Origin of the sequence: Pseudoalteromonas sp. SCSIO 43101, from assembly GCF_023650775.1 — a bacterium.
In the GTDB taxonomy this organism is placed as follows: Bacteria; Pseudomonadota; Gammaproteobacteria; order Enterobacterales; family Alteromonadaceae; genus Pseudoalteromonas; species Pseudoalteromonas apostichopi.
Window position 1 is genome coordinate 455,418 of sequence record NZ_CP072673.1, and the last position, 21,968, is coordinate 477,385.

The following is a 21,968-nucleotide window of genomic DNA, read 5'->3' on the forward strand; positions in this document are numbered from 1 at the left end:
TTAGCGAGTAGTACTCAACTCGTAAATTTAACAAGTGATGTTGTGCCAGTGTTTTTAGCTGGTAGTGTCTTTATGGCAATGATTTGTGCCTTATGCGTAACCCATAATCCTATTTTGAGACTTAGCCTAGTCGTTAATGGCGTTCTAGGTTTAGCTATCCTAAGTTTAGGATTACCTTGGCTGGTTATATTGCTTGCTTTAAGTTTATGTTTTCATTTATGGCAAGCATTTCGTACCACAAATTGGCTTGCCATAATTTTGAGTGTGGCTAGTGCTATTTTATTTGCTGTTTTATATTCAGCCCACCTATTACTCGATATAGCTTTATATTGGCTTGTTTTCTCTGTTGTCATTTTATCTATCTCGGGCTTTTTTAATTACGAAGAGCCCGAAGATGAAGAGCTGGTTGAGGTTGAGCCCTTGTATCACGATGAGTTAGATGCGACCCCACTCACAGGCTTACCCGATCGCAATGCTCTAAAAAATAGCTTTGTTGCATGGACTGAAGAGCACTCAGCGAACTGCGCACTAGTGATGATCCGCCTTGAAGGTTTTAACGATGTTAACCAGCATATTGGTCGTGACTTTGGTGATTTGTTATTAGCACAATCGGCTACACGAATTAAACAACAACTCAATGCTAATGCTGTTCTTAGTGTGGCAAGTAATACAGGTAGTGCTGAAAAGTTGGCGCATTTAGGGGGGTTAAATTTTGCGTTTATTTGCTCACTTGAAGAACAAAAACATCTTCACGAGCAGTTGATCAGCCAAATTAGGCAAGTCACACTAAAACCATTTAACGTTGCTAATTGCACCATTGAAGTGAAAGTGCGTGCTAGTTATGTGAACTGCGACGAGCCAGACTATAGCTTCGAAAATCTAATTTCATTTGCCAACCTTGCCCTTGACTCAAACCCTGAGCGAGCAATTGTGCCTTATCACCCGCAAATGATGATCGAGCAATTAGAACAACAAGCACGATTGCGCGAGTTAGCACATCTAGATTTTGCCAGCGAACTTGAATTGTATTTTCAGCCGGTTATCCGCAATAGCGACGAGCAAATTGAATTTTTAGAATTGCTGTTGCGTTGGCAACACCCTAAACAAGGCATTCTTTCAGCGAATAAATTTATTGATGATATTCGTGTCGCTGGGCTTAGCTACCCCGTTGCTGCCTACGTTATTGAGCGCGCTGCCGAACTAGCTATGGCGCTGCGTATGGAAGGTATTGAATTACCTCTTAGTATCAATGTGTTTGGCCCTGAAATGCTGCATGAAGAGTTTATCGAGTTTGTTGATCGCATTATGGCTGAGCACCGCTTAGAACCGGGTGATTTAATCATTGAATGCCCGCTCGATTTATTTATGAACTTAGATGAGCAGGGTAAAGCTATGGTTGCAAGGCTAAGTAGTATTGGCATCAAATTGTGTATTGATGGATTTGGTGACACACCTATTTGGCTTGCTAAATTACCTAACCTCAATGTTGAGTATATTAAAGTGGCTGCATCACTAACCGCTGACTTTGCCCATCAAAGCCAAGTTCGCAGTCTGGTTTCTGGCATGGTGGATATGCACAGTCAAAACAATGCGAAAGTAATTTGTGAAGGGGTAGAAACCATAGAACAGCTTAAATTTGTTAAGTCGCTGAACACCTACGCCGCACAGGGCTATTACTTTAATTACCCGCTTAGCAGCGTAGGTATGATGTCATGGTTAAAACAGTGGCGGTTAGAGCATCAGGGTTGAGTTAGCGAGTTTCAAGAGTAAAGTTAGCGAGTTACTAGAGGAAAGAGTTATATAGAGCTTTCAGCTTTCAGCCGTCAGCTATCAGATTGAAAGTTAGCGAGCAGTTTGACTCGTTACATCGCGTTTTATCTCGAATCTTGCTTCCAATTTAAGTGGCGCGGCATAAAGCCGCTGATACAGGTAGGCGTGAAACTTGTTTCGCGCGTCTGACCGCTGAAGGCTGAGAGCTGACCGTTTCTATGTGTTGAGTATCGCTTCGTTCGACCCGACCTCCCCAAAAATCAGCCGTTACATAGCTTCTTTCTAACTTGCCTCTCTCGCCTGCAAATACGCATTCACCAAGGCTGTGATGATTTGGCCGGCATCGTTCATTCCAGCTTCTAAACCTACTGGGTGTTGCGATGGTGCGCCTTCACATAAATGTAAGTAGTGAGCGGTTGTTTGACTGGCAGCTAAATGCACAAAATGTTCTGCATCACTAACACTGAAACCACAGTTAGTATAAGCACTTACAGGCATTAATGAGATGCTGTCTAGGTCTAATTCTACTCCAAGCGGTGCATTATCAAACTGAGCTAAAGCATGTTTACATGCTGAAGATAAATCGACTTTGCGACGGACCTGAATGTCTTGATAACTATCAAACGTGAAGTTCGCGTGAGTCAGGGCATCCATAATCGCTTGGTTATTTTTAAATTCGTGTAAACCCATGACATGATAATCAGCAAGGTGGTTTTCGCTGTACGCATATCTAAAGCCATTGCCGCTATGACGGCCTTCACACTCTCTGAAATCAGCATGAGGGTCTAAGTTAATAGCGTTCACTGGTTTGCCATGTTGCTTACTAAGGGCACGTAATATGCCCAGGCAGTTGTTATGGCCGCCGCCAATTACAATTGGTTCAAGGCCTGCTGCAAAAATCATTGCAAGTACTTGCTCAACGCGAGTGTCGATATCGCCGCACAGTTCACGAAGTTTGGCTAAGTCTGCTTCGTTTTTATTATCAAGGTTAATAGCCTGTTGGTTTAAGTCGACAAGGTCAACTTCGCCAAGTAGCAGCACACGTTCATGATTTAAAAACTGATTATGCGTTTGGTTTAAAAAGCGTTTTAAAAAAGCCTGCCATGCTTGCCCAGAGCCACCATTGCCTAAGTTAGCTCGAGGTCCAATATCTTCACATACGCCAACTAAAACATAGCGAATACCGAATTGTTTTGCATCGATGAGGGCTTGTGGGGCATTAACTTGAGTGTCGAGAAGGGCAAGGGCTTGCCAAGCTTTAAGTTCGTTAGCGCGGCGAGCACATAAGTGCCTCACCGCCGCTTCATCATAAATTTTAAGGTAATTTGTCACCGAGATTAGTCTTCTATTATTTCTAACTCTAATTCTTCAGCAGATAATATAATACCGGTGCTATCAGCGTAAACAAAGTCGTCATCAAAGAAAGATACGCCTGCGAAGTTAACGCCAATGCCATCTTCACCTGCACCTTCACTATCTGCAGCAACAGGAATAGACGCAATTGCTTGAATGCCTAGGTCTAGCTCTTCAAGTTCATCAACATGGCGAATTGCACCGTAAACGATAATGCCTTGCCAGTTGTTTTCTAATGCGATTTCAGCCAGCTCTATATCAATAAGGGCGCGTCGGGTTGAGCCACCACCATCAATCAATAACACGCTGTCGGTACCATCGGTTGATAAAATCTCGCGGATCAGCTCGTTATTTTCAAAGCATTTAACGGTTTTGACTCGACCACTAAAGCTTGGGCGTCCACCAAAATTGATAAACATTGGTTCGAGCACATCAACCACATCTGCAAAGTGGTCGCATAAATCAGAAGTGCTGTAATCCATTTTTTCATCCTCTAAAGAGACTGTCTGTTTAGTACTCAGTATACCCTGATACAACTCAATAACAACGACTTAATAGCGGTTTATTAGTTTAAATCAAAGGAATCTCGTTATCGCAACATTAGTGTCTCAAAAGCGTCACCTAATTGTTATTTTTAGCGCCTAAGCTGAGATGAGTATAAAAATTAGACGCAAAGTATGATAAGGAGCTCACCATGGCAAACAACATACTTACTAAATTGGCAAAAGTGGATGAACAGCTGTTTTTAAGTGTGTTTAATGATGCTTCGCCAATTTGGCTCAGAAGATCAGCGCTCGGGTTTTCGAAAAGTGGCGATGGCGGACTTTACGTAATGTTGTTTTTTGGTTTTTGGTGGTTTACCGAGCAGCTGCATTTTCAGCAACTTGCGATGAGTATATTGGTGGGCTTTGCAATTGAGCGGCCTATTTACTTTTTAGCTAAAAAGCGGATTGCGCGGGTAAGGCCTTGCGATTGCTTAGTGCAAGGCGCTTATTTAGTACCAAGTGATCAGTTTAGCTTACCGTCAGGACATAGTGCAGGGGCATTTGTGGTGGCGACTATTTTGACTATGTATTTTCCTGAATTTGCTGTGCTGTGGTTGATGTGGGCATCAGGGGTGGCGGCATCAAGGGTGATTATTGGTGTGCATTACCCCGCTGATGTAGTGATTGGTGCAGTGATGGGATCAAGTTGTGCAGTATTAGCAGTGATGGTGGTGGAATCTATATGAGAATTTTGTACGGTATTCAAGGTACGGGTAATGGACATATTACTCGAGCTCGAGTGATGGCAACAACTTTTAAAGCGTTGGGAGTCGATGTTGACTATGTGTTCTCGGGCCGTAAAGAACAAGACTACTTTGATATGGACGAGTTTGCTGATTATCGAGCTTTTCGCGGCTTGTCGTTTACCAGCAAATCGGGGCAAGTTGATAGCTTTAAAACATTAAAAAAAGCGCGCCCACTTCAGCTTATAAGAGATATAAAAAACCTTGATTTGCGTCACTATGATTTAGTTTTTAATGACTTTGAACCAATCACCGCGTGGGCTGCTAAACAGCAAGGTATCCCTGTTATTGGTATGAGCCACCAAGCTGCATTTTTATCTGATAAAGTACCGATGTTTGGCCGTGCCTTCTTTCGCCGTGCGCTGATCCGTAACTATGCGCCAGCCAGTGTTTATTTAGGTGTCCATTGGCAACCCTATGCAGAGAACATAATTCCGCCATTTATTGCCAATCATCATCATGATAACCCGGTTATGGTCGAAAATAAGGTATTGGTTTACCTGCCTTTTGAGAATCTAGACAGTGTAGTTGAGTACTTAAAAGACTTTCCTGAACGTGAGTTTTATTGTTATCACCCTGATGCGCAAGATTGTTCAATCGGGAATATTCATTTGCGGGCTCCCTCACGCGTTGGGTTTTTAAATGACCTAGCCAATGCTGGTGGTGTAATTGGTAACGCCGGGTTTGAACTTGCAAGTGAAGCATTGCAGCTTGGTAAAAAGTTATTGTTAAAACCGCTTGGTAAGCAATTTGAGCAGGGGATTAATGCGCAGACTTTATTGTCGATGGGAGCTGCACATGTAATGAGCTATTTAAACCCTAATGCGATGGATGATTGGTTGCAATCTCCACAGAACAAAAAACTCAATTTTCCCAGCGATCCAGCGCCCTTGGTTGATTGGTTGCAAAAAAAACAATGGGGAAAACTGGAACAATTACATAAAAACCTATGGCAAAAGGTTGATTTAGAAGAAAAGCTGATTGTTTAAAGGTACCTTATACTGGAAAATGCACGGCAAATTTAACCACTTTTTATTAGCTGCTTTAAATAGTTTAGCTATACTTTAAATGCATGTTTCTATAAGGCACTTTGAATGAATGTATTACAAAACTTAACTATTAAGCGTCGTTTACAGTTAAACGCGCTCGTTGTTGGTCTTGCAATGATTGTGATGCTGTGTGTAATCATCTTTGAGTCGCGCATGATGCTTAAGCTCAACGAAACAATTCAAAATGCGGAGGAGCTCGACATTCATGAACTTGCGATGCGTAAGCATGAAAAAAACTTTTTGTTTTACAAAGATGTCGATAGCCTTGAGCTTTTTGAGAAAGAGTATTCGCAGCTAAAAATTAAAATGGCGAGACTAGACGAGTTAGTGAAAGATTTGTCGATGGACTCATCTAATCTAAATGAATTTAGACGTCTTGCGAAAACTTATTACGATGACTTCAATGAAGTTGTGGAACTACAAAAGAAAATTGGCTTACACCCTAAAGATGCACTTTATGGTGATTTACGTGGTGCGGTGCATCAAGTAGAAACATTATTAAGTGAGCGCGAAAACTATAAATTACTAGCTTTAATGCTACAGCTTCGCCGCGCAGAAAAAGACTTTATGTTGCGCTTTGACTTAAAATATCTGAGTAAATTTAACGATTTAGTCACAAACTTCCAATCAGAAATTAAAAATGCTGGATTCGATGCAAATTACGAAAATCAATTAATTAATTTGCTTGCGACTTATCAAAGTAAATTTAAGGCTTTAGTTGATGCACAAGTTGCCTTAGGTCTGGATTTAGATTCAGGTGCACTCGGTGAGATGAAACACAGTGTTGGACTCAGTGATGCTATTGTTACAGAGCTGACAGATCAAACAAAGGCCTTCGTCGAATCAAGTGCAGCCACTGCGCAGCTAATTGCACTCATTGTATTTATTATTGCGAGCATTTTAGTGATGGTATTAGTTTACTTTACTAGCCGCTCAATTATTCAGCCTATTGAACGTGTGTACCACACGATTAACGAGATTCGTCGTAATAACGACTTAAGCATGTCGATTACTCAATCAGGTAAAGATGAAATCACCACTATGACGATCGACTTTAATAGTTTGATTAGTGATTTCAAAAAGCTTATTTATGAGGTAAATACAGCGCTAAGTACCCTTAATGTGGCTACAGAGCATTTATCTGAGACGACAGCTGCGACCAGTTCAGGTATGCAAGAACAACTTCATGAAGCCGATATGGTTGCCACGGCGGCGACTGAAATGCAGGCGACGATTCAAGATATCTCGCACAACACTGAAGCTGCAGCGAAAAAAGCTGAGTCAACTAACTTAAGTGCGCAGCAAGGCCGTTCAGAAGTTGAATCAACAGTGGTGCAAATTAATCACTTATCCGATTCACTCGGTAATGCCTCAAGTGTGGTTTCACAGTTAGAAAAAGACGCCGAAACAATAGGCTCTGTACTTGATGTTATTCGTGGCATTGCTGAGCAAACAAATTTACTGGCACTCAATGCGGCAATTGAAGCAGCACGTGCTGGCGAGCAAGGTCGAGGCTTTGCGGTGGTTGCTGATGAAGTACGTTCACTTGCGCAGCGTACTCAAGACTCAACTCAAGAGATCGAGAGTATCATTTCAACCTTACAAGGGCGCACTCAAGAAGTGGTGAGCATTATGCAGCAATGTCGTACACAAGGTGGCGAAAGTGCAGCACAGGCAACTAAAGCCGGTGAGTTACTGCGCTCAATTACCGAAGATGTTCAAACGATCATGGATATGAGTACTCATATCGCTACAGCAATCGATGAGCAAAGCCAAGTGGCTTCTGAGGTGAACAAAAACGTGGTACGTATTCGTGATATCGCTCAAGAGGCATCAGGCCATGCGGCAACTAACGCACAAACTAGCGAAGAAGTGTCTGAGCAAGCGCGTGTACTTTATCAGGCAATAGATAAGTTTAAAGTTTAATGAGTATACCCAAGCCACCCCAAGATGCAGAGTTCAGCGTTTCACAGGTGATTAATATCAAGGCGTTACTTTGCAAGAGTCAGTCCCTTTTAAGAAGTAACAAGGATGAGAGTAAGTTCCTGTGAAGCGCCCAACGGGTTGGTTTAAAAGCGATTTATACTGCGTTATTGATTTGAACAATAGAACCACTATTACTTGCAATCAATGCCTTGCCTAAATCGCTTTTAATTCCAACTGAAACTCGCATCTTGAGGTGGTTTGGGTATATAAAAAAAGCGCGGTGACGGTGCCGTCATCGCGCTTTTTTTTAGGTGTGCTTTATCGAGGCATTTTGATAGGTATTAAGGCACGAACTTAATAGGCACACTGTCCTTATTTGCTTCGTGCTCGGTGACTCTAGCTTGGTATTGCTGCCAAAGCTCGTCATGGTTAGCATGTAGCTCGCTAAGATAGTGCCAGCTAAATAAACCGCTATTATGATTGTCGCTAAATACCAGTCGAATTGCATAATGACCAACAGGCTCAATCTTGCTAATTCCTACTTGCTGCTTATCAAGCACTAGTTTCATCGGCTCATTACCATGTCCTTGTACTTCAGCTGAAGGTGAGTGAACACGCAAAAATTCAGCACTAAATTGAGCAATAGTCTGATCATCAAAATGAACATCTAATACTTTGCTAACGCTGTGATAATGCACTTTAGTGACTTCTTTCATGTGAGCCTCGTATGTACGATTTATAAACTAAAAAGCCTCCAACTGGAGGCTTTTGATTATAACGCTAAATTGTTGATTAAAGAATGAAGCGACTCAAATCTTCATCTTCAACAAGTGCACCTAAATGCTGCTCAACGTAGTTGGCATCAATTGTCAGTGTTGAACCTGCTTTTTCTGAGGCATCAAATGAAATTTCTTCCATTAGTTTTTCCATCACTGTGTGTAAGCGACGTGCACCGATGTTTTCGGTTTTTTCATTTACTTGCCAAGCCGCTTTCGCAATGCGTTCAATGGCATCATCTGTAAACTCAACCTCAACTTGTTCTGTTTTTAACAGCTCACGTTGTTGCTCTGTCAATGAAGCGTGAGGCTCAGTTAAGATACGTTTAAAGTCATCAGCACTAAGCGCTTCAAGCTCAACACGAATTGGTAAACGACCTTGCAGCTCTGGGATCATGTCTGATGGTTTAGCCATTTGGAATGCGCCTGATGCGATAAACAACATGTGGTCTGTTTTAACCATGCCGTGTTTAGTGCTTACCGTTGAGCCTTCGATTAATGGTAGTAAATCGCGTTGTACACCTTCACGGCTAACATCTGGGCCAGAAGCTTCACCACGTTTACAGATTTTATCGATTTCATCGATAAAAACGATACCGTTTTGCTCTACCGCGAAGATAGCTTGCTCTTTTAACTCTTCAGGATTAACAAGTTTTGCGGCTTCTTCTTCAACTAATAGTTTGAATGCTTCTTTGATCTTCAGCTTACGCTTGCTGCGCTTATCACCACCCATATTTTGGAACATGCTTTGTAGCTGGTTGGTCATTTCTTCCATACCAGGAGGAGCCATGATCTCAACATTTGGTTGTGCTTGTGCAACATCGATATCAATTTCTTTGTCGTCTAATTGGCCTTCACGTAATTTCTTACGGAAAGATTGACGAGTAGAAGAGTTCTCTTCTGTTTTTGATTCACCAAATGTATCGCGTGCTGGTGGTAAAAGAGCATCTAAAATGCGTTCTTCTGCCGCTTCTTCAGCGCGGTGTTTAAATTTTTTAGTTTGTTGTTCACGTGTCATTTTAATTGAAATATCAACTAAATCACGGATGATCGTTTCAACTTCTTTACCAACATAGCCCACTTCAGTGAACTTGGTTGCTTCAACTTTAATGAAAGGGGCATTAGCAAGTTTGGCTAAGCGTCGAGCAATCTCAGTTTTACCCACACCAGTAGGACCAATCATTAAAATATTTTTTGGTGTTACTTCAGCGCGTAAATCGTCGCTCAGTTGCATACGGCGCCAGCGATTACGTAGCGCGATTGAAACTGCTTTTTTAGCTTTAGCTTGGCCAATAATATGTTGATCAAGCTCGTGAACGATTTCTCTTGGCGTCATCTCAGACATGGCAGTTCCTATTACAATTCTTCAATAGTTTGGAAATTATTCGTGAATACACAGATATTGCCTGCAATTGTTAGGCTTTTCTCTACAATGTCACGTGCACTTAGGTCGGTATTTTCTAGTAGCGCTGTGGCTGCTGATTGTGCGAAGTTACCACCACTGCCAATCGCAATTAGGTCGTTTTCTGGCTGCACAACATCACCGTTACCTGTGATAATTAATGAAGCAGTTTCGTCTGCGACTGCTAATAGTGCTTCGAGCTTTCTAAGTGCGCGATCACTACGCCAATCTTTGGCCATTTCTACGGCAGCCTTAGTCAGGTTACCTTGGTGCATTTCTAGTTTGCTTTCAAATCGTTCGAAAAGGGTGAAGGCATCAGCAGTACCGCCAGCGAAACCAGCGATTACTTTGCCATTATAAAGACGTCGAACTTTGCGGGCGTTGCCCTTCATTACGGTATTACCAAGTGAAACTTGGCCGTCGCCACCAATAACGACCTTGTCGTCGCGGCGTACACTTACAATAGTGGTCATGATTATTCCTCATCATCGAGCGGCGAAGCCGCTCGTAAAAAGCGATTGATGAGGTGTTTATATGGGTGAATGAACTAAAATCAAGTCCAAAGCCAAATTCCGCAGCCCATTATTTTGATGCGTTTAAGTTTATTCTTGTCACTTTCGGCTAAACGTTTGGTTTCGTAAGGGCCTAAGCGCACTTTATACCAAATACCATTACTGCCTTGTGTTTTCTTTACCTCGGCAACTAAGCCTGCAAAAGCGATTTTTGCTTTTAATGTTTGTGCTTGTGCCATGGTTCTAAAAGAGCCGCATTGCATTACATAAGGGCCTTTTTGTTCAATCTCTTTGACCTCGACTTGAACTTCATGCTCTTTAATCTCCTTAATGAACTCAGGCGTTTTAGGAGGCGGAATGATAGCTTCTTCTTTTTTAACTGGGTTTGCTTGCTGCTCTACTAACTCAGGATCGGCATTATGTTTGATATACCACAAGCCGTAACCAAACCCGCCTACTAAGATAAGCGCAATTAAAACAAGAAAAATTGGGAAGGGCTTTTTTGCCGGGGCTTGTTTTTTATTATTTCGATTTGCTGGTTTTTTATTTATGTAATCGTGTTGTGCCATGATTCTTAATTGGCCTTAAATCATATCTATAGGATCAACATCTAGGCTCCAACGCACCTTTTGCGCTAATTTACTGGTACTTATATAGTCAACCATCTGCGCTAAATATTGGTGTAAGTGAGAGCGTTCCTGCGCCTGAATATGTAATTGAAAGCGATATTTACCTGCTACACGTTCCAGTGGCGCAGGTATCGGACCAAGCAATTGTATACCAGATACGTTCTGGACAGGAACCAAATCAGTTAAAAAATCGACCACTTGATTAATGTTATGCCCTTCTGCACGAACCATGGCCATATTAGTGACAGGTGGAAGCTGCGCATCTTCTCGCTCTGTGAGTGCATAGCGGGCAAAATCTTGGTAACCATTATTTACTAGGTCTTGTAGTAGTGGATGCTCAGGAAAGTGAGTTTGCAGTAATACTTGCCCTGGCTCACCACTTCGCCCAGCACGGCCTGCCACTTGTGTAACTAGCTGTGCTAAATGCTCTGTCGCGCGAAAGTCACAGGAATATAAACCACTATCGACATCTAAGATTAAAACGAGACTCACATCGGCAAAGTGGTGGCCTTTTGCCAACATTTGCGTACCGACTAAGATACGAGCACCACCTTGATTAATATCATCAAGTGCTTTCTCTAAGCTGCCTGTACGACGGGTTGAGTCGCGGTCAATACGACTAATCGGAATATCAGCGAAGGTTTGTGTTAAAAACTCTTCAATTTGCTCAGTGCCTTTACCATTTGGAAAAATCTGCGTGCTGCCACAATCTGGACACTGATGGGGCACCTGATGTTGCTCACCACAGTGGTGACAAATCATTTGGCCAATGGCTTTATGAAAGGTTGCGCTAGTGCTACAACGTGAGCACTCACTTAGCCAACCACACTCATGACATATGAGGGTAGGTGAAAAACCTCGGCGGTTTAAAAACACCATCACTTGCTTGCCTCGCTCTAAATGTTGACGCATATAGGCAAGGCTGGCATGGGCAATACCAGCTTGTTCTGGTTGGCCTTTCATATCGATTAATTGGAACTGATTATCAGTGCTGGTTTGGGCACGTTCAGTAAGACTCAATAACTGATACTTGTTATTAATTGCTTTGTGTAAGGTTTCAAGTGCCGGTGTGGCGCTACCTAAAACCAGTGGAATATTATGCTGGTATGCTCTATAAGCGGCTAAATCTCTGGCATGATAACGTAACGTGTCTTGCTGCTTAAACGAGCTGTCGTGCTCTTCATCAACAATGATCATCCCAAGCGATAAAAAGGGTAAGAAAATACTCGAACGTGTACCGATCACTATGGCACAACTGCCTTTTTCACAGAAACGCCAGGTTTGTAAGCGTTCATTGTCTGTTAGTGCTGAATGCCATAGCATAATTGGTGTATCAGGAAATCGGCGACGAAAACGGTTAACGGTTTGAGGTGTTAAGCCAATTTCGGGCACTAATACTAAGGCTTGTTGACCTTTTTTAAGTACTTCTTCTAGGCATTGCAAATACACTTCAGTTTTACCACTTCCGGTAACCCCTTCAAGTAAAAAGCTAGTAAAGCCGCAAGCTTGATTAATGCTGGTACAGGCAACGGCTTGCTCTTTATTAAGAGTTGGTTTGTTTCCAACGGTCGGCACGCGTTGCTGCCATTGGTTATCATGTTCGATAAACTGAGTGATCAATTCTTTATCGAGTAGGCCGTCGATGGTTTTTTTTGTAAATCCGAGTGCTTTTAATTCAGTAACAGATGATTTGCCCGATTCGGCTAGCTGCTTTAATAAACTCAACTGGGTTTTTGCTTTTAGTGATGGAAGCTTTGCGCCTTTATCGGTCAGCTCAACCATATTAATACTGGTTTTATCTGGACATTCGCCTTGTCTTAAAGCAGCCGGAAGTGCCGTATGAATGGTTTCACCCAATGGGTAACAGTAGTAGCGGGCAGTAAATTTTAGCAAGGCTAGATGCTGCTCTGATAAAACTGGTGTGTCGTCTATTACATCAATAATAGCTTTAATTTTGTCTGCAGGAACTTCTGTTGATGTTTTTAGAGCGAGTACCACAGCGACCTTTTTTTGACTGCCAAATGGCACACGAACTCGCATACCTGGCTTTAAGTCAGGGCTATGCAGCAGCTGTTCAACTTTATAATCGAAGGTACGCTGTAAAGGGACTTTTATGGCAACTTCTACAAAGTGCATAACAACTCAACTGAAACAAAGATAGAAGGATAATGTACTAAAATTACTGTTAAAAACCTACCAACAAATACTGAACAACAGGCCACTTGATTATTTTTTTAGCGAAAGATGCATTTAAAGCTTGTCGCAAGGTCACTTGAGCTATAAAATACGCGGCCTATTAATTGTATTAACTGCGTATGGTGCCAGACTTCGGGTTTGGAGAGCGATACGGCCTTAACTAGAGGTTCCCTATGAAAGAAGGTATTCACCCTAAGTACGAAGCTATCACTGCAACTTGTTCATGTGGTAACAAATTCGAAACTAGCTCAACTCTTTGTAAAGACATCCACTTAGACGTATGTTCTGAGTGTCACCCGTTTTACACTGGTAAGCAAAAGATTCTAGACACTGGCGGCCGTGTTGATCGTTTCAACAAGCGCTTCGGTGCACTTAGCAGCAAGAAGTAATTTCTGCTGTTTAGTTAAAAGAAGCACCTTAGGGTGCTTTTTTTATACCTAAAATTCATTAAGTATACTTTGAACTCATCACTAACTTACCATCTTAACATATTTCTTTTGCATAACTATTTCTGAGTGTTATGCCCACTATGTCGCTAATTGTGCAGACAAAGTGTAATCCCTTGGCTATATTCTTTTTTGTATAAATGCATACCAATCCGCAATAATACTTAATTAAGCGTATTGGTATCTAAAAGTTATTAAAAATAATAATTTTAAATAATTTCGTAATTAAATGCTGTGAACTTCGTTGAAATGGCGGTTATAGGCTAATTTCGGCTATTTGCAGTGTTCGTGCATACAAAATACAAAAACACGTGCTTAAAAGGCCATAAATAGGTGAATTTTTATGTCTAATTAATCGCAACTATGCACAGAAATTGTGGGGAAATCCTTTAAAATTAAGCGATATAGCTTATAACAGGATAGACCTGATAATACTTGGAATTTTTATACATTACAGGTATCGTACTGATGCAAGCTCTCTCACTTTTTAACTTTTTGCAGGATACTATCGCGTTATGTCAGATTTTCGTGAACAAGCATTACATTACCACGCTCACCCCGTTCCAGGTAAAATTAGTGTTGAACTAACCAAGCCAGCCGAAACGGTTAACGATCTCGCTTTAGCTTATAGCCCAGGTGTTGCTGAACCGGTCCGCGAAATTGCTGCTGATCCAGCAAATGCCTATAAGTACACAGGTAAAGGTAACATGGTTGCGGTTATTTCAAACGGTACCGCAATTTTAGGTTTAGGTAACTTAGGTCCGCTTGCATCAAAACCTGTAATGGAAGGTAAAGCCTTATTATTCAAACGTTTTGCTGGCCTTGATTCAATTGATATTGAAGTAAAACACCGCACAACAGAAGATTTCATCAATACGGTTGCTAATATTGCTGATACCTTTGGTGGTATCAACTTAGAAGATATTAAAGCACCTGAATGTTTTGAAATCGAAAAAGCGCTTATTGAACGCTGTGATATTCCCGTTTTCCATGATGACCAGCATGGTACAGCTATTGTTACTGCTGCCGGTATGCTTAATGCCCTTGAAGTACAAGGTAAAGATATCGAAGATGCCATTATTGTATGTTTAGGTGCCGGTGCTGCCGCAGTTGCTTGTATGGAGCTTTTAATTAAATGTGGCGCACTACGTGAGCACATCTATATGCTTGACCGTAAAGGTGTGATCCATACTCGTCGTGATGACTTAAACGAGTATAAGCAACTATTCGCTAATAATACTGATAAGCGTACATTACAAGATGTTATTGCTGATGCTGATGTATTCGTTGGTGTATCAGGTCCTAACCTATTAACTGCAGATGATCTTAAGCTAATGGCTGATAAACCAGTCGTGTTTGCGTGTTCAAACCCAGATCCTGAGATTGCACCAGAAGTTGCGCACAGTGCACGTAACGATTTAATTATGGCTACGGGTCGTTCAGACTTCCCTAATCAAGTAAATAACGTGCTTTGCTTCCCGTTTATTTTCCGCGGTGCGCTTGATGTGCGTGCAACGGCAATTAATGATGAAATGAAAATTGCGGCAGTACACGCTATTCGTGGTATCGCTAAAGAGTCTGTACCAAATGAAGTACTGAAAGCGGCTGGTGTTGAGTCACTAGAGTTTGGTGCTGAGTACATCATTCCTAAGCCAATGGACCCGCGTTTATTACCTCGTATTGCACGTGCTGTTGCTGAAGCTGCAGTGGAGTCAGGTGTAGCGCAAATCGAGATGCCAGAAGATTACATGCGTTAAACTTAATTACTCAAATTGTATAACGCTAATAAAAAACTCAGCCTTGGCTGAGTTTTTTTATATCTGCGATTATCGGCGGTGATCCGATGGCCGAAATACTTATTCTGAATCAAGCACTGGGATATCTAACCCCATTTCTTGCATAATTCTTTTAACTTCTTCAGGTACCTTTTCAGGATTGTCTTTACGAAGGTCGTCATCATTTGGTAATGGTTGACCTGTAAAAGCATGTAAGAAAGCTTCACACAATAACTCGCTGTTCGTCGCATGACGCAGGTTATTGATCTGGCGGCGTGTACGCTCGTCAGTTAATACTTTTAATACGTTAAGTGGGATTGATACGGTAATCTTTTTTACTTGTTCTGATTTTTTACCGTGTTCTGCATATGGGTGAATGTATTCACCGTTCCATTTAGCCATAAGTTGTTTCGTTGCCTCGGTTGTCAGTGATTTACGCCTTATTCACAGCGCAAGATGCGGAAATTCTATCTCTTTAAAAAAGATAGTCAAATACTAGTTATTTAGCCATCTAGTGGTGTAAATGTATAAACTTCTATGCGTGAGCGATAAATGCTTTGACTTCTCATATTTGATCATCTAACCTTTTAGACGTCTAAACATCCAATTTAGGAATAGGTGATGAAATGAGCGATAAAAATAAAGCGACGATTACTGTTCGTCACGGCATCGAAGCCGATAAACATCATGGCGCGGTTGTACCGCCAATTTACTTATCAACCACCTATTCATTTGCTGATTTTGATACTAAGCGCCAGTATGACTATGGCCGCAGCGGTAACCCGAATCGCGATATCTTAGCTGAAACCTTAGCTGAACTTGAAGGTGGCGCTAGAGGTATTATTACTGCAACAGGTATGTCAGCAGTGCATTTAGCGACTCAGCTATTAAACAGTGACGACACCTTAGTGATCCCACATGACTGCTATGGTGGTAGTTATCGTTTATTCACTTCGCTTGAAAAGCGTGGCCTGTTAAAACTAAAAGTTTTGGATTTAACGAAATCTGAAAATCTCCAAGAAATTTTATCGATTAAACCTAAGTTGATTTGGATAGAAACGCCAAGTAATCCAATCTTGCGTTTAACAGATATTAAAGCAATCACTAGTATTGCTAAGCAGTGTGATGCTTTAGTTGCGGCTGATAACACCTTCTTATCACCTGCGCTGCAAAACCCAATTGAGTTTGGTGTTGATATTGTTGTTCACTCAACTACTAAATATATTAATGGTCACTCTGATGTGGTTGGCGGTGCGGTGATTGCTGCTACGCAAGAGCTAGGTGATGAGCTTGCTTGGTGGGCAAATAATATCGGTATTACTGGTGCACCATTTGACAGTTACTTAACGCTTCGTGGTTTACGTACTTTAAATGTGCGTTTAAAGCAGCATCAAGAAAATGCTTTTGCGATTGCGGAGTATTTAGAAAACTCTCCTTTTGTAAGCCAAGTTTATTATCCAGGCCTTGCTTCTCACCCACAACATGAGCTTGCTAAAGCACAGCAACGTGGTTTTGGTGGCATGGTGAGCTTTGATATTAAAGGCGACATTAACGATGCAGCAGCGTTTTTAACCAGTCTTAAAGACTTTAGCCTTGCAGAGTCGTTAGGTGGGGTAGAAAGCTTGATTTGTCACCCTGCGACTATGACACACGCAGGCATGGAGCCTAAAGCACGCCTTGAAGCCGGTGTGGGCGATACTTTGATCCGTATTTCTGTAGGCATTGAAGATGTAAAAGATCTTATCGCAGATTTAGACCGTGTTTTCAATTTAGTAAAACCAGGTCAAAGCCAGCAAGTTGCTAAAGCTGAAGTAAAACAAACACAGCAAGATACACAACAAAACGCGTCATTTAAGTTAACGCCTGCGCATACGGCATTGTGGTAGAAGAGATGGTAAATATTGTTCATAAATTTGGTGGCTCAAGCTTAAGCTCGGCAGATCGTTATCATGCGGTAGCTAACATCGTTCTAGCGAATACAGAGCAGGGTGACGGTGTGGTTGTGTCGGCATCAGGTAAAACAACCGATACTCTAGTAAAACTTTGGCAAAGTTACCAGCAGCAAGATTGGCAAGCTGTTAGCGATATTTTATTGCTTATTGATAACAATCAACGAGCCTTAATTGAGCAATTACTTACAGGCCAGAATAAACAACAGGCGTTGGCGCAGCTAAATGATGAGCTTGCGGTTTTAAATGAATTAATTAGTCAACAGCAGTTACTTGAGGCGCCTTTACTTGCCCATGGTGAAGTGTGGTCGGCGCGCTTGTTGGCCGCTTACCTAAATCAGCTCGGTGTCGCTGCGCAAGATGTTGATGCAAGGCAGTTATTTACTTTAAATGACGGGCAACTATTACATCAAAAAAATCAGCAGCAATGCACAAGTATAATTAGTAAGTCACACATAAACGTAGTAACGGGCTTTATAGCTGTGGATTGCCAAGGCAATACGGTTACATTAGGGCGCAACGGCAGTGATTACAGTGCGACGTTACTGGCCAGTTATACTTTTGCGAAACAAGTGTCTATATGGACCGATACACAAGGAGTGTTTAGTACAGATCCTCGTAAAGTTAAAAATGCGCTTAAATATGCCAAGGTTTGTCGCGAGCAAGCTAACTTATTAGCGCGTTTAGGTAATCCTGTACTGCATGCTAAGACGTTATCGCCGTTAAAAGGCACCGAGATCAAGCTAGTTGTTAGAAGTAGCTTTGATTGCGATGCAACACCAACCGAAGTAGTAAAAGAAGGCTATAGCAAAGCAAAACGTTTTATTACTACCTTAGATAACATCGATTTATTACGGGTTGATAAACTTAGTAGTGGTGAAGTAGGTGAACTAAGCCAGTTAATCCAACACAGCCTGCACCACTTTACTAAAGATGGCGATACTTACTTATTAGTGCCAGGTCAAAGCACTCATCAGGTTGTAGGCCACTTAGCGGGTCGCGCCAATATTGTTGAGTCTAATTTAAGTGGTTGTGCAGTGGTTGCACCAACAACAGATGTAATTACGCTTACAGATCAAGCGACAGCGCTTTTAAAAGAGCAAAGCATTCATCCTCGTTTTGTACAACAAGATGATAACTATGTGTTGATCTTAAATGACCAGGCAATTGATAGTGATGTTTTAACTCTTCTACATGACAAGTTAGTCAACAAAGGCCAAGAGCTGGCCATTATCGTTGCTGGTCTTGGTAATGTGGGTGAGGTGTTCTTATCGCAACTACAAGCTCAGTTTGCTCGTTTATCTGCTCAGTATAAAGTAAAAGTTGTTGCTCTTTTACGCTCAAAGCAAATGCTTTTTAGTGCCAGTGGTTTAAATACTGAAACATGGCAAGAGCAATGGCACAACGAAGCGCAAAGCTACAACAAAGCTGAGTTATTAGCACGTATCAATGAGCTTGATTATGAACACAAAGTAGTGATTGATATTACAGCCAGTGAGGCCTTTAGTCAGTTTTATCCTGATTTTATAGAACTTAACTGCCATTTGATCAGTGCAAACAAATATGCTGGCACCGCCGCCAGTAGTTGGTATCAAACATTACGTAATAATTTAGCCGAGCGAAATTTATTGTGGCGCTATAACACCAGTGTGGGGGCAGGTTTACCAATTAATTTTGCTTTAGCTGATTTACAAAATAGTGGTGACAGAATTAACCGTATTGAAGGGGTATTTTCAGGTACCTTGTCATGGTTATGCAGCAGCTATGATGGCAGTGTGCCGTTTTCAGATTTAGTGCTTCAAGCTCAGCAAATGGGCTATACAGAGCCAGATCCTCGTGAAGATTTATCTGGCCGCGATATGCAGCGTAAACTGCTAATTTTAGCGCGAGATCTCGGTCTTGATTTAGAGCTTGATGACATTGCTTTAACTCCACTCATGCCTGAAGCGTTAGCAATAGGTAGCTGGCAAGATTTTCTTGCAAATAAGCAGCTACTCGATGATTTTATGACTGAAAAAGCAAACTTGGCTGCAGCTGAAGATAAAGTTGTGCGCTATACCGGTGCTATTACATTAGTAGATGGTAAGGTCAAAGCACAAGTTGGCTTAGTCAATGTTGGCAAAGATGATGTACTAGCAGGTCTTAAACCGGGCGATAATATCTTTGTAATTAATTCACAGTGGTATTTAGATAATGCATTGGTGATCCAAGGCCCTGGAGCGGGCAAAGAGGTCACCGCGGCGGGGATTCACTCAGATCTTTATTGGTTAGTGAATAACCTAAAATAATTTTGCTGATCTTAGTTTAAATGGCTAAGCAAAAAGCGCCCTTTGGGCGCTTTTTTATTATCACAACTACTTATACAAATTGCTTAAAACAGCTCTTCTTCTGTGCTGAGCTTTTCTTCAAACACATCAGTAGGTTGATCAAGTACATACTTGGTTGGCGCAGTGCCTTTAATAAAGTACTCAAAGCGACTAGTGTAATCGTTTTTATGGCTTAAAAGGCCCGTCGCTAAGTCGATACGAACCGATACTAGCCCCTCAGGAAGTTCAATAGGTGCTTCTGGCATACCATCAAGGGCTGCACGCATAAAGTCGACCCATGCCGGTTGCGCTGTTTTAGCGCCTGATTCTGCACCAGATATTTGCGATTTATCGAGGTTATTATTATAGGTCGAACGGCCAAGGGCCTTACCTGGGTTATCAAAACCAACCCATACCGAAGTCATCACATTGCGGTTAAAGCCGCTGAACCAAGTATCAACAGAGTCATTGGTGGTACCTGTTTTACCGGCTAGGTCACGACGACCAAGGGCTTGTGCACGCCAGCCTGTACCACTCCAACCCGTTTTATGAGTCCAGCTACCGCCACCCCAAATAGCACTGTGCATAGCTTGTGAAATTAAGAAAGCATTTTGCTTTGAAATGATTCGTGGTGCACAACGTGGGGCGCTAGTAACCTGAGTATTTGGAATATTTATCTGAGTATCATCCAGAGATGCAAATTCAGGGGTAATGACTTGTTGTGGTTCATCACAGGCAAGTTCAGGCTCTGTTTTAAATAACACATTTCCGGCAGAGTCTTGAATTTCTGAAATAAAGTATGGAGTAATTAAGTGCCCACCATTAGCAAAAGTACTCATCCCCCTCGCAAGTTCAAGAGGAGTTATAGAGGCGCTGCCAAGTGCCAGCGATTCACTACGGTTAATATCACTGTTTAAAAAACCAAACTTAAGCAAATGATCGGCTGTGCGCTCAAGACCAACACCACGTAATAAGCGTACCGAAATTACGTTTTTCGACTGGGCAAGTGCTCTACGAATACGGATAGGTCCATTATAAACCGCAGGACTGTTTTTCGGGCGCCATGCGACACCTTGACTTTTATCCCACTGATTAATTGGTGCATCATTCAGAATAGAAGCGAGTGTATATCCATTTTCAAATGCCGCTGAATAAATAAACGGCTTAATGTTTGAACCTACTTGGCGTTTTGCTTGAACTGCACGATTGTATTGGCTTTGCTCAAAACTATAACCACCAACAATCGCTTTAATACGACCATCTTGTGGATCTAGTGAAACCAATGCGCTCGAAGCTTCGGGCACTTGGCTTAATATATAGCTGTCATCTGCATTTTTACGCAGCCAAATTTGCGCTCCAGCCGTTAGGATTTCACCAGCGGTTTTTGGTGCGAAGCTTTGACGGTATCGCGTAATATATTTACGTGCCCATTTTAAGCCATCCCACTCAATAGTAACTTGTTCGCCGCTTTTTAAAAGCACATCGATTGACTGCTCTGCGACATTTGTTACAACACCAGCCAATAACGGGCCAAATTCTTTAACATCTTTTAGTTTATTTAAGATTTCTTCTTGGCTAAGTGGGCTCTCGTTTTCACTGTCCCATAACTGTGCCGTAGCACCACGGTAGCCATGACGCATGTCGTAAGCATGTAGGTTATCAACAATGGCATCTTGTGCTGCTTGCTGAATATTTGAGTCAACGCTAGCGTAGACCTTAAAACCAGAATTATAAGCGCGCTCATGGCCATAACGTTCAACCATATCAGCACGCACCATCTCAGAGATATATGGTGCATACACTTCAATTTCTGCGCCGTGGAATTTTGCAGTAATAGGTGCCTTAGTGGCTTCTGCGTATTCACTTTGCGTAATGTACTTTTCGGTTAACATACGTCCTAAAACAACATTACGACGGCTTTTAGCACGGGTAGGGTTACGTATAGGATTTAGTGCTGAAGGTGCTTTAGGTAAACCTGCAATCATTGCCATTTGCGCCAAGGTAAGTTCATTTAATTCCTTACCGTAATAAACTTGTGCTGCAGCACCAATACCAAAAGCACGGTTACCAAGTTCAATTTTATTTAAATATAATTCGAGGATTTCGTCTTTAGTTAATATACTTTCGATATGTAAAGCGATGAAGATCTCTTTGACTTTACGGATGTATGCTTTTTCTCGGGTTAAGAAGAAGTTACGGGCAAGCTGCATAGTTATCGTACTTGCGCCTTGTTTCTTTTCACCTGTAGATATGAGTACAATGGCAGAACGAACAATACCAATTGGATCGATACCGATATGCTCGTAAAAGCGATTATCCTCTGTTGCTAAAATAGCATCGATTAATGGTTGAGGGATTTGATCTATCGTAACGGGAATGCGTCGTTTTTCACCGAATTGGTTAATCAATAAACCATCGCGTGAGAATACTTGCATAGGTGTTTGTAATTGAACGTCTTTTAGTACCTGAACGCTAGGAATGTCAGGTTTAACGTAATAGTATAGACCAACTAAAGTGATTAGCCCTAAGAATGAGCAAATGATAATAAATTGTAAAGTTCGCTTTAATAAAATCACTTATATTTTCCCTAA

The 21,968-nt window shown here is 41.7% G+C and carries 17 protein-coding genes; 8 read left to right on the forward strand and 9 right to left on the reverse strand.

What is annotated here, in order from left to right; genetic code table 11:
• Nucleotides 1–72: 72 nt before the first annotated feature.
• On the forward strand, nt 73–1,749 hold the full coding sequence (locus J8Z25_RS02235; RefSeq protein WP_250662007.1) for a GGDEF domain-containing phosphodiesterase: 1,677 nt from the start codon (nt 73–75) through the stop codon (nt 1,747–1,749).
• Nucleotides 1,750–2,052: 303 nt separating this feature from the next.
• On the opposite strand, the gene J8Z25_RS02240 is transcribed toward J8Z25_RS02235, so the two are convergent.
• A complete protein-coding gene (locus J8Z25_RS02240) occupies nt 2,053–3,102 on the reverse strand; it encodes a formimidoylglutamase (protein ID WP_250661604.1) in 1,050 nt (349 codons plus the stop codon).
• 5 nt (nt 3,103–3,107) lie between these two features.
• The gene (rraA, locus tag J8Z25_RS02245) at nt 3,108–3,605 is read right to left on the reverse strand and encodes a ribonuclease E activity regulator RraA (RefSeq protein WP_054552822.1); all 498 of its coding nucleotides are present in this window, start codon (nt 3,603–3,605) and stop codon (nt 3,108–3,110) included.
• Nucleotides 3,606–3,817: 212 nt separating this feature from the next.
• On the opposite strand from rraA, the gene J8Z25_RS02250 reads away from it, so the two are divergent.
• The 3 genes from J8Z25_RS02250 to J8Z25_RS02260 all read left to right on the forward strand — a co-directional run bounded on the left by J8Z25_RS02250 (nt 3,818) and on the right by J8Z25_RS02260 (nt 7,386).
• Nucleotides 3,818–4,354, forward strand: a complete 537-nt coding sequence (locus tag J8Z25_RS02250) for a phosphatase PAP2 family protein (protein ID WP_130049809.1) — start codon at nt 3,818–3,820, stop codon at nt 4,352–4,354.
• Entirely contained in the window at nt 4,351–5,400 is a 1,050-nt protein-coding gene (locus tag J8Z25_RS02255) for an MJ1255/VC2487 family glycosyltransferase (RefSeq protein ID WP_250661605.1), read from the forward strand. Before J8Z25_RS02250 ends, J8Z25_RS02255 begins: the two co-directional genes overlap by 4 nt.
• A 105-nt stretch (nt 5,401–5,505) precedes the next feature.
• Nucleotides 5,506–7,386, forward strand: a complete 1,881-nt coding sequence (locus tag J8Z25_RS02260; RefSeq protein WP_167658727.1) for a methyl-accepting chemotaxis protein — start codon at nt 5,506–5,508, stop codon at nt 7,384–7,386.
• 341 nt (nt 7,387–7,727) lie between these two features.
• Here the strand turns inward: J8Z25_RS02260 and J8Z25_RS02265 are convergent, their stop codons facing one another.
• The 5 genes from J8Z25_RS02265 to priA form a co-directional block, all read right to left on the reverse strand.
• Nucleotides 7,728–8,102: a gamma-butyrobetaine hydroxylase family protein gene (locus J8Z25_RS02265; RefSeq protein ID WP_130049806.1), complete on the reverse strand. Its 375-nt coding sequence runs from the start codon at nt 8,100–8,102 to the stop codon at nt 7,728–7,730.
• Between the two features lie 76 nt (nt 8,103–8,178).
• Nucleotides 8,179–9,507, reverse strand: coding sequence for an ATP-dependent protease ATPase subunit HslU (gene hslU, locus J8Z25_RS02270; protein WP_130049805.1), 1,329 nt, complete (start codon nt 9,505–9,507; stop codon nt 8,179–8,181).
• Nucleotides 9,508–9,518: 11 nt separating this feature from the next.
• Nucleotides 9,519–10,037: an ATP-dependent protease subunit HslV gene (hslV, locus tag J8Z25_RS02275; protein WP_054552816.1), complete on the reverse strand. Its 519-nt coding sequence runs from the start codon at nt 10,035–10,037 to the stop codon at nt 9,519–9,521.
• An 80-nt stretch (nt 10,038–10,117) separates the two neighbouring features.
• Nucleotides 10,118–10,645, reverse strand: a complete 528-nt coding sequence (locus J8Z25_RS02280) for an SPOR domain-containing protein (protein WP_130049804.1) — start codon at nt 10,643–10,645, stop codon at nt 10,118–10,120.
• 15 nt (nt 10,646–10,660) lie between these two features.
• Nucleotides 10,661–12,841, reverse strand: a complete 2,181-nt coding sequence (gene priA / locus J8Z25_RS02285) for a primosomal protein N' (protein ID WP_250661606.1) — start codon at nt 12,839–12,841, stop codon at nt 10,661–10,663.
• Between the two features lie 233 nt (nt 12,842–13,074).
• Here priA and rpmE point away from each other — a divergent pair, with 233 nt between their 5' ends.
• Both rpmE and J8Z25_RS02295 read left to right on the forward strand, forming a co-directional pair.
• Nucleotides 13,075–13,290 carry a 50S ribosomal protein L31 gene (rpmE, locus tag J8Z25_RS02290; RefSeq protein ID WP_036973208.1) on the forward strand — a complete coding sequence of 72 codons (216 nt, stop codon included), beginning with the start codon at nt 13,075–13,077 and terminating at the stop codon, nt 13,288–13,290.
• A gap of 572 nt (nt 13,291–13,862) precedes the next feature.
• Nucleotides 13,863–15,104, forward strand: coding sequence for a malic enzyme-like NAD(P)-binding protein (locus J8Z25_RS02295; RefSeq protein ID WP_130049802.1), 1,242 nt, complete (start codon nt 13,863–13,865; stop codon nt 15,102–15,104).
• 99 nt (nt 15,105–15,203) lie between these two features.
• Here J8Z25_RS02295 and metJ read toward each other — a convergent pair whose 3' ends face one another.
• Nucleotides 15,204–15,524 (reverse strand): met regulon transcriptional regulator MetJ, encoded by a 321-nt coding sequence (gene metJ, locus J8Z25_RS02300; protein ID WP_036973203.1) that lies wholly within the window; start codon nt 15,522–15,524, stop codon nt 15,204–15,206.
• Between the two features lie 224 nt (nt 15,525–15,748).
• Here metJ and metB point away from each other — a divergent pair, with 224 nt between their 5' ends.
• Together metB and metL are read left to right on the forward strand one after the other, a co-directional pair.
• Nucleotides 15,749–17,008 carry a cystathionine gamma-synthase gene (gene metB, locus J8Z25_RS02305; RefSeq protein WP_250661607.1) on the forward strand — a complete coding sequence of 420 codons (1,260 nt, stop codon included), beginning with the start codon at nt 15,749–15,751 and terminating at the stop codon, nt 17,006–17,008.
• A 5-nt stretch (nt 17,009–17,013) separates the two neighbouring features.
• A complete protein-coding gene (metL, locus tag J8Z25_RS02310; protein WP_250661608.1) occupies nt 17,014–19,359 on the forward strand; it encodes a bifunctional aspartate kinase/homoserine dehydrogenase II in 2,346 nt (781 codons plus the stop codon).
• A gap of 83 nt (nt 19,360–19,442) precedes the next feature.
• Here metL and J8Z25_RS02315 read toward each other — a convergent pair whose 3' ends face one another.
• Entirely contained in the window at nt 19,443–21,953 is a 2,511-nt protein-coding gene (locus tag J8Z25_RS02315) for a penicillin-binding protein 1A (protein WP_250661609.1), read from the reverse strand.
• Between the last annotated feature and the right edge of the window lie 15 nt (nt 21,954–21,968).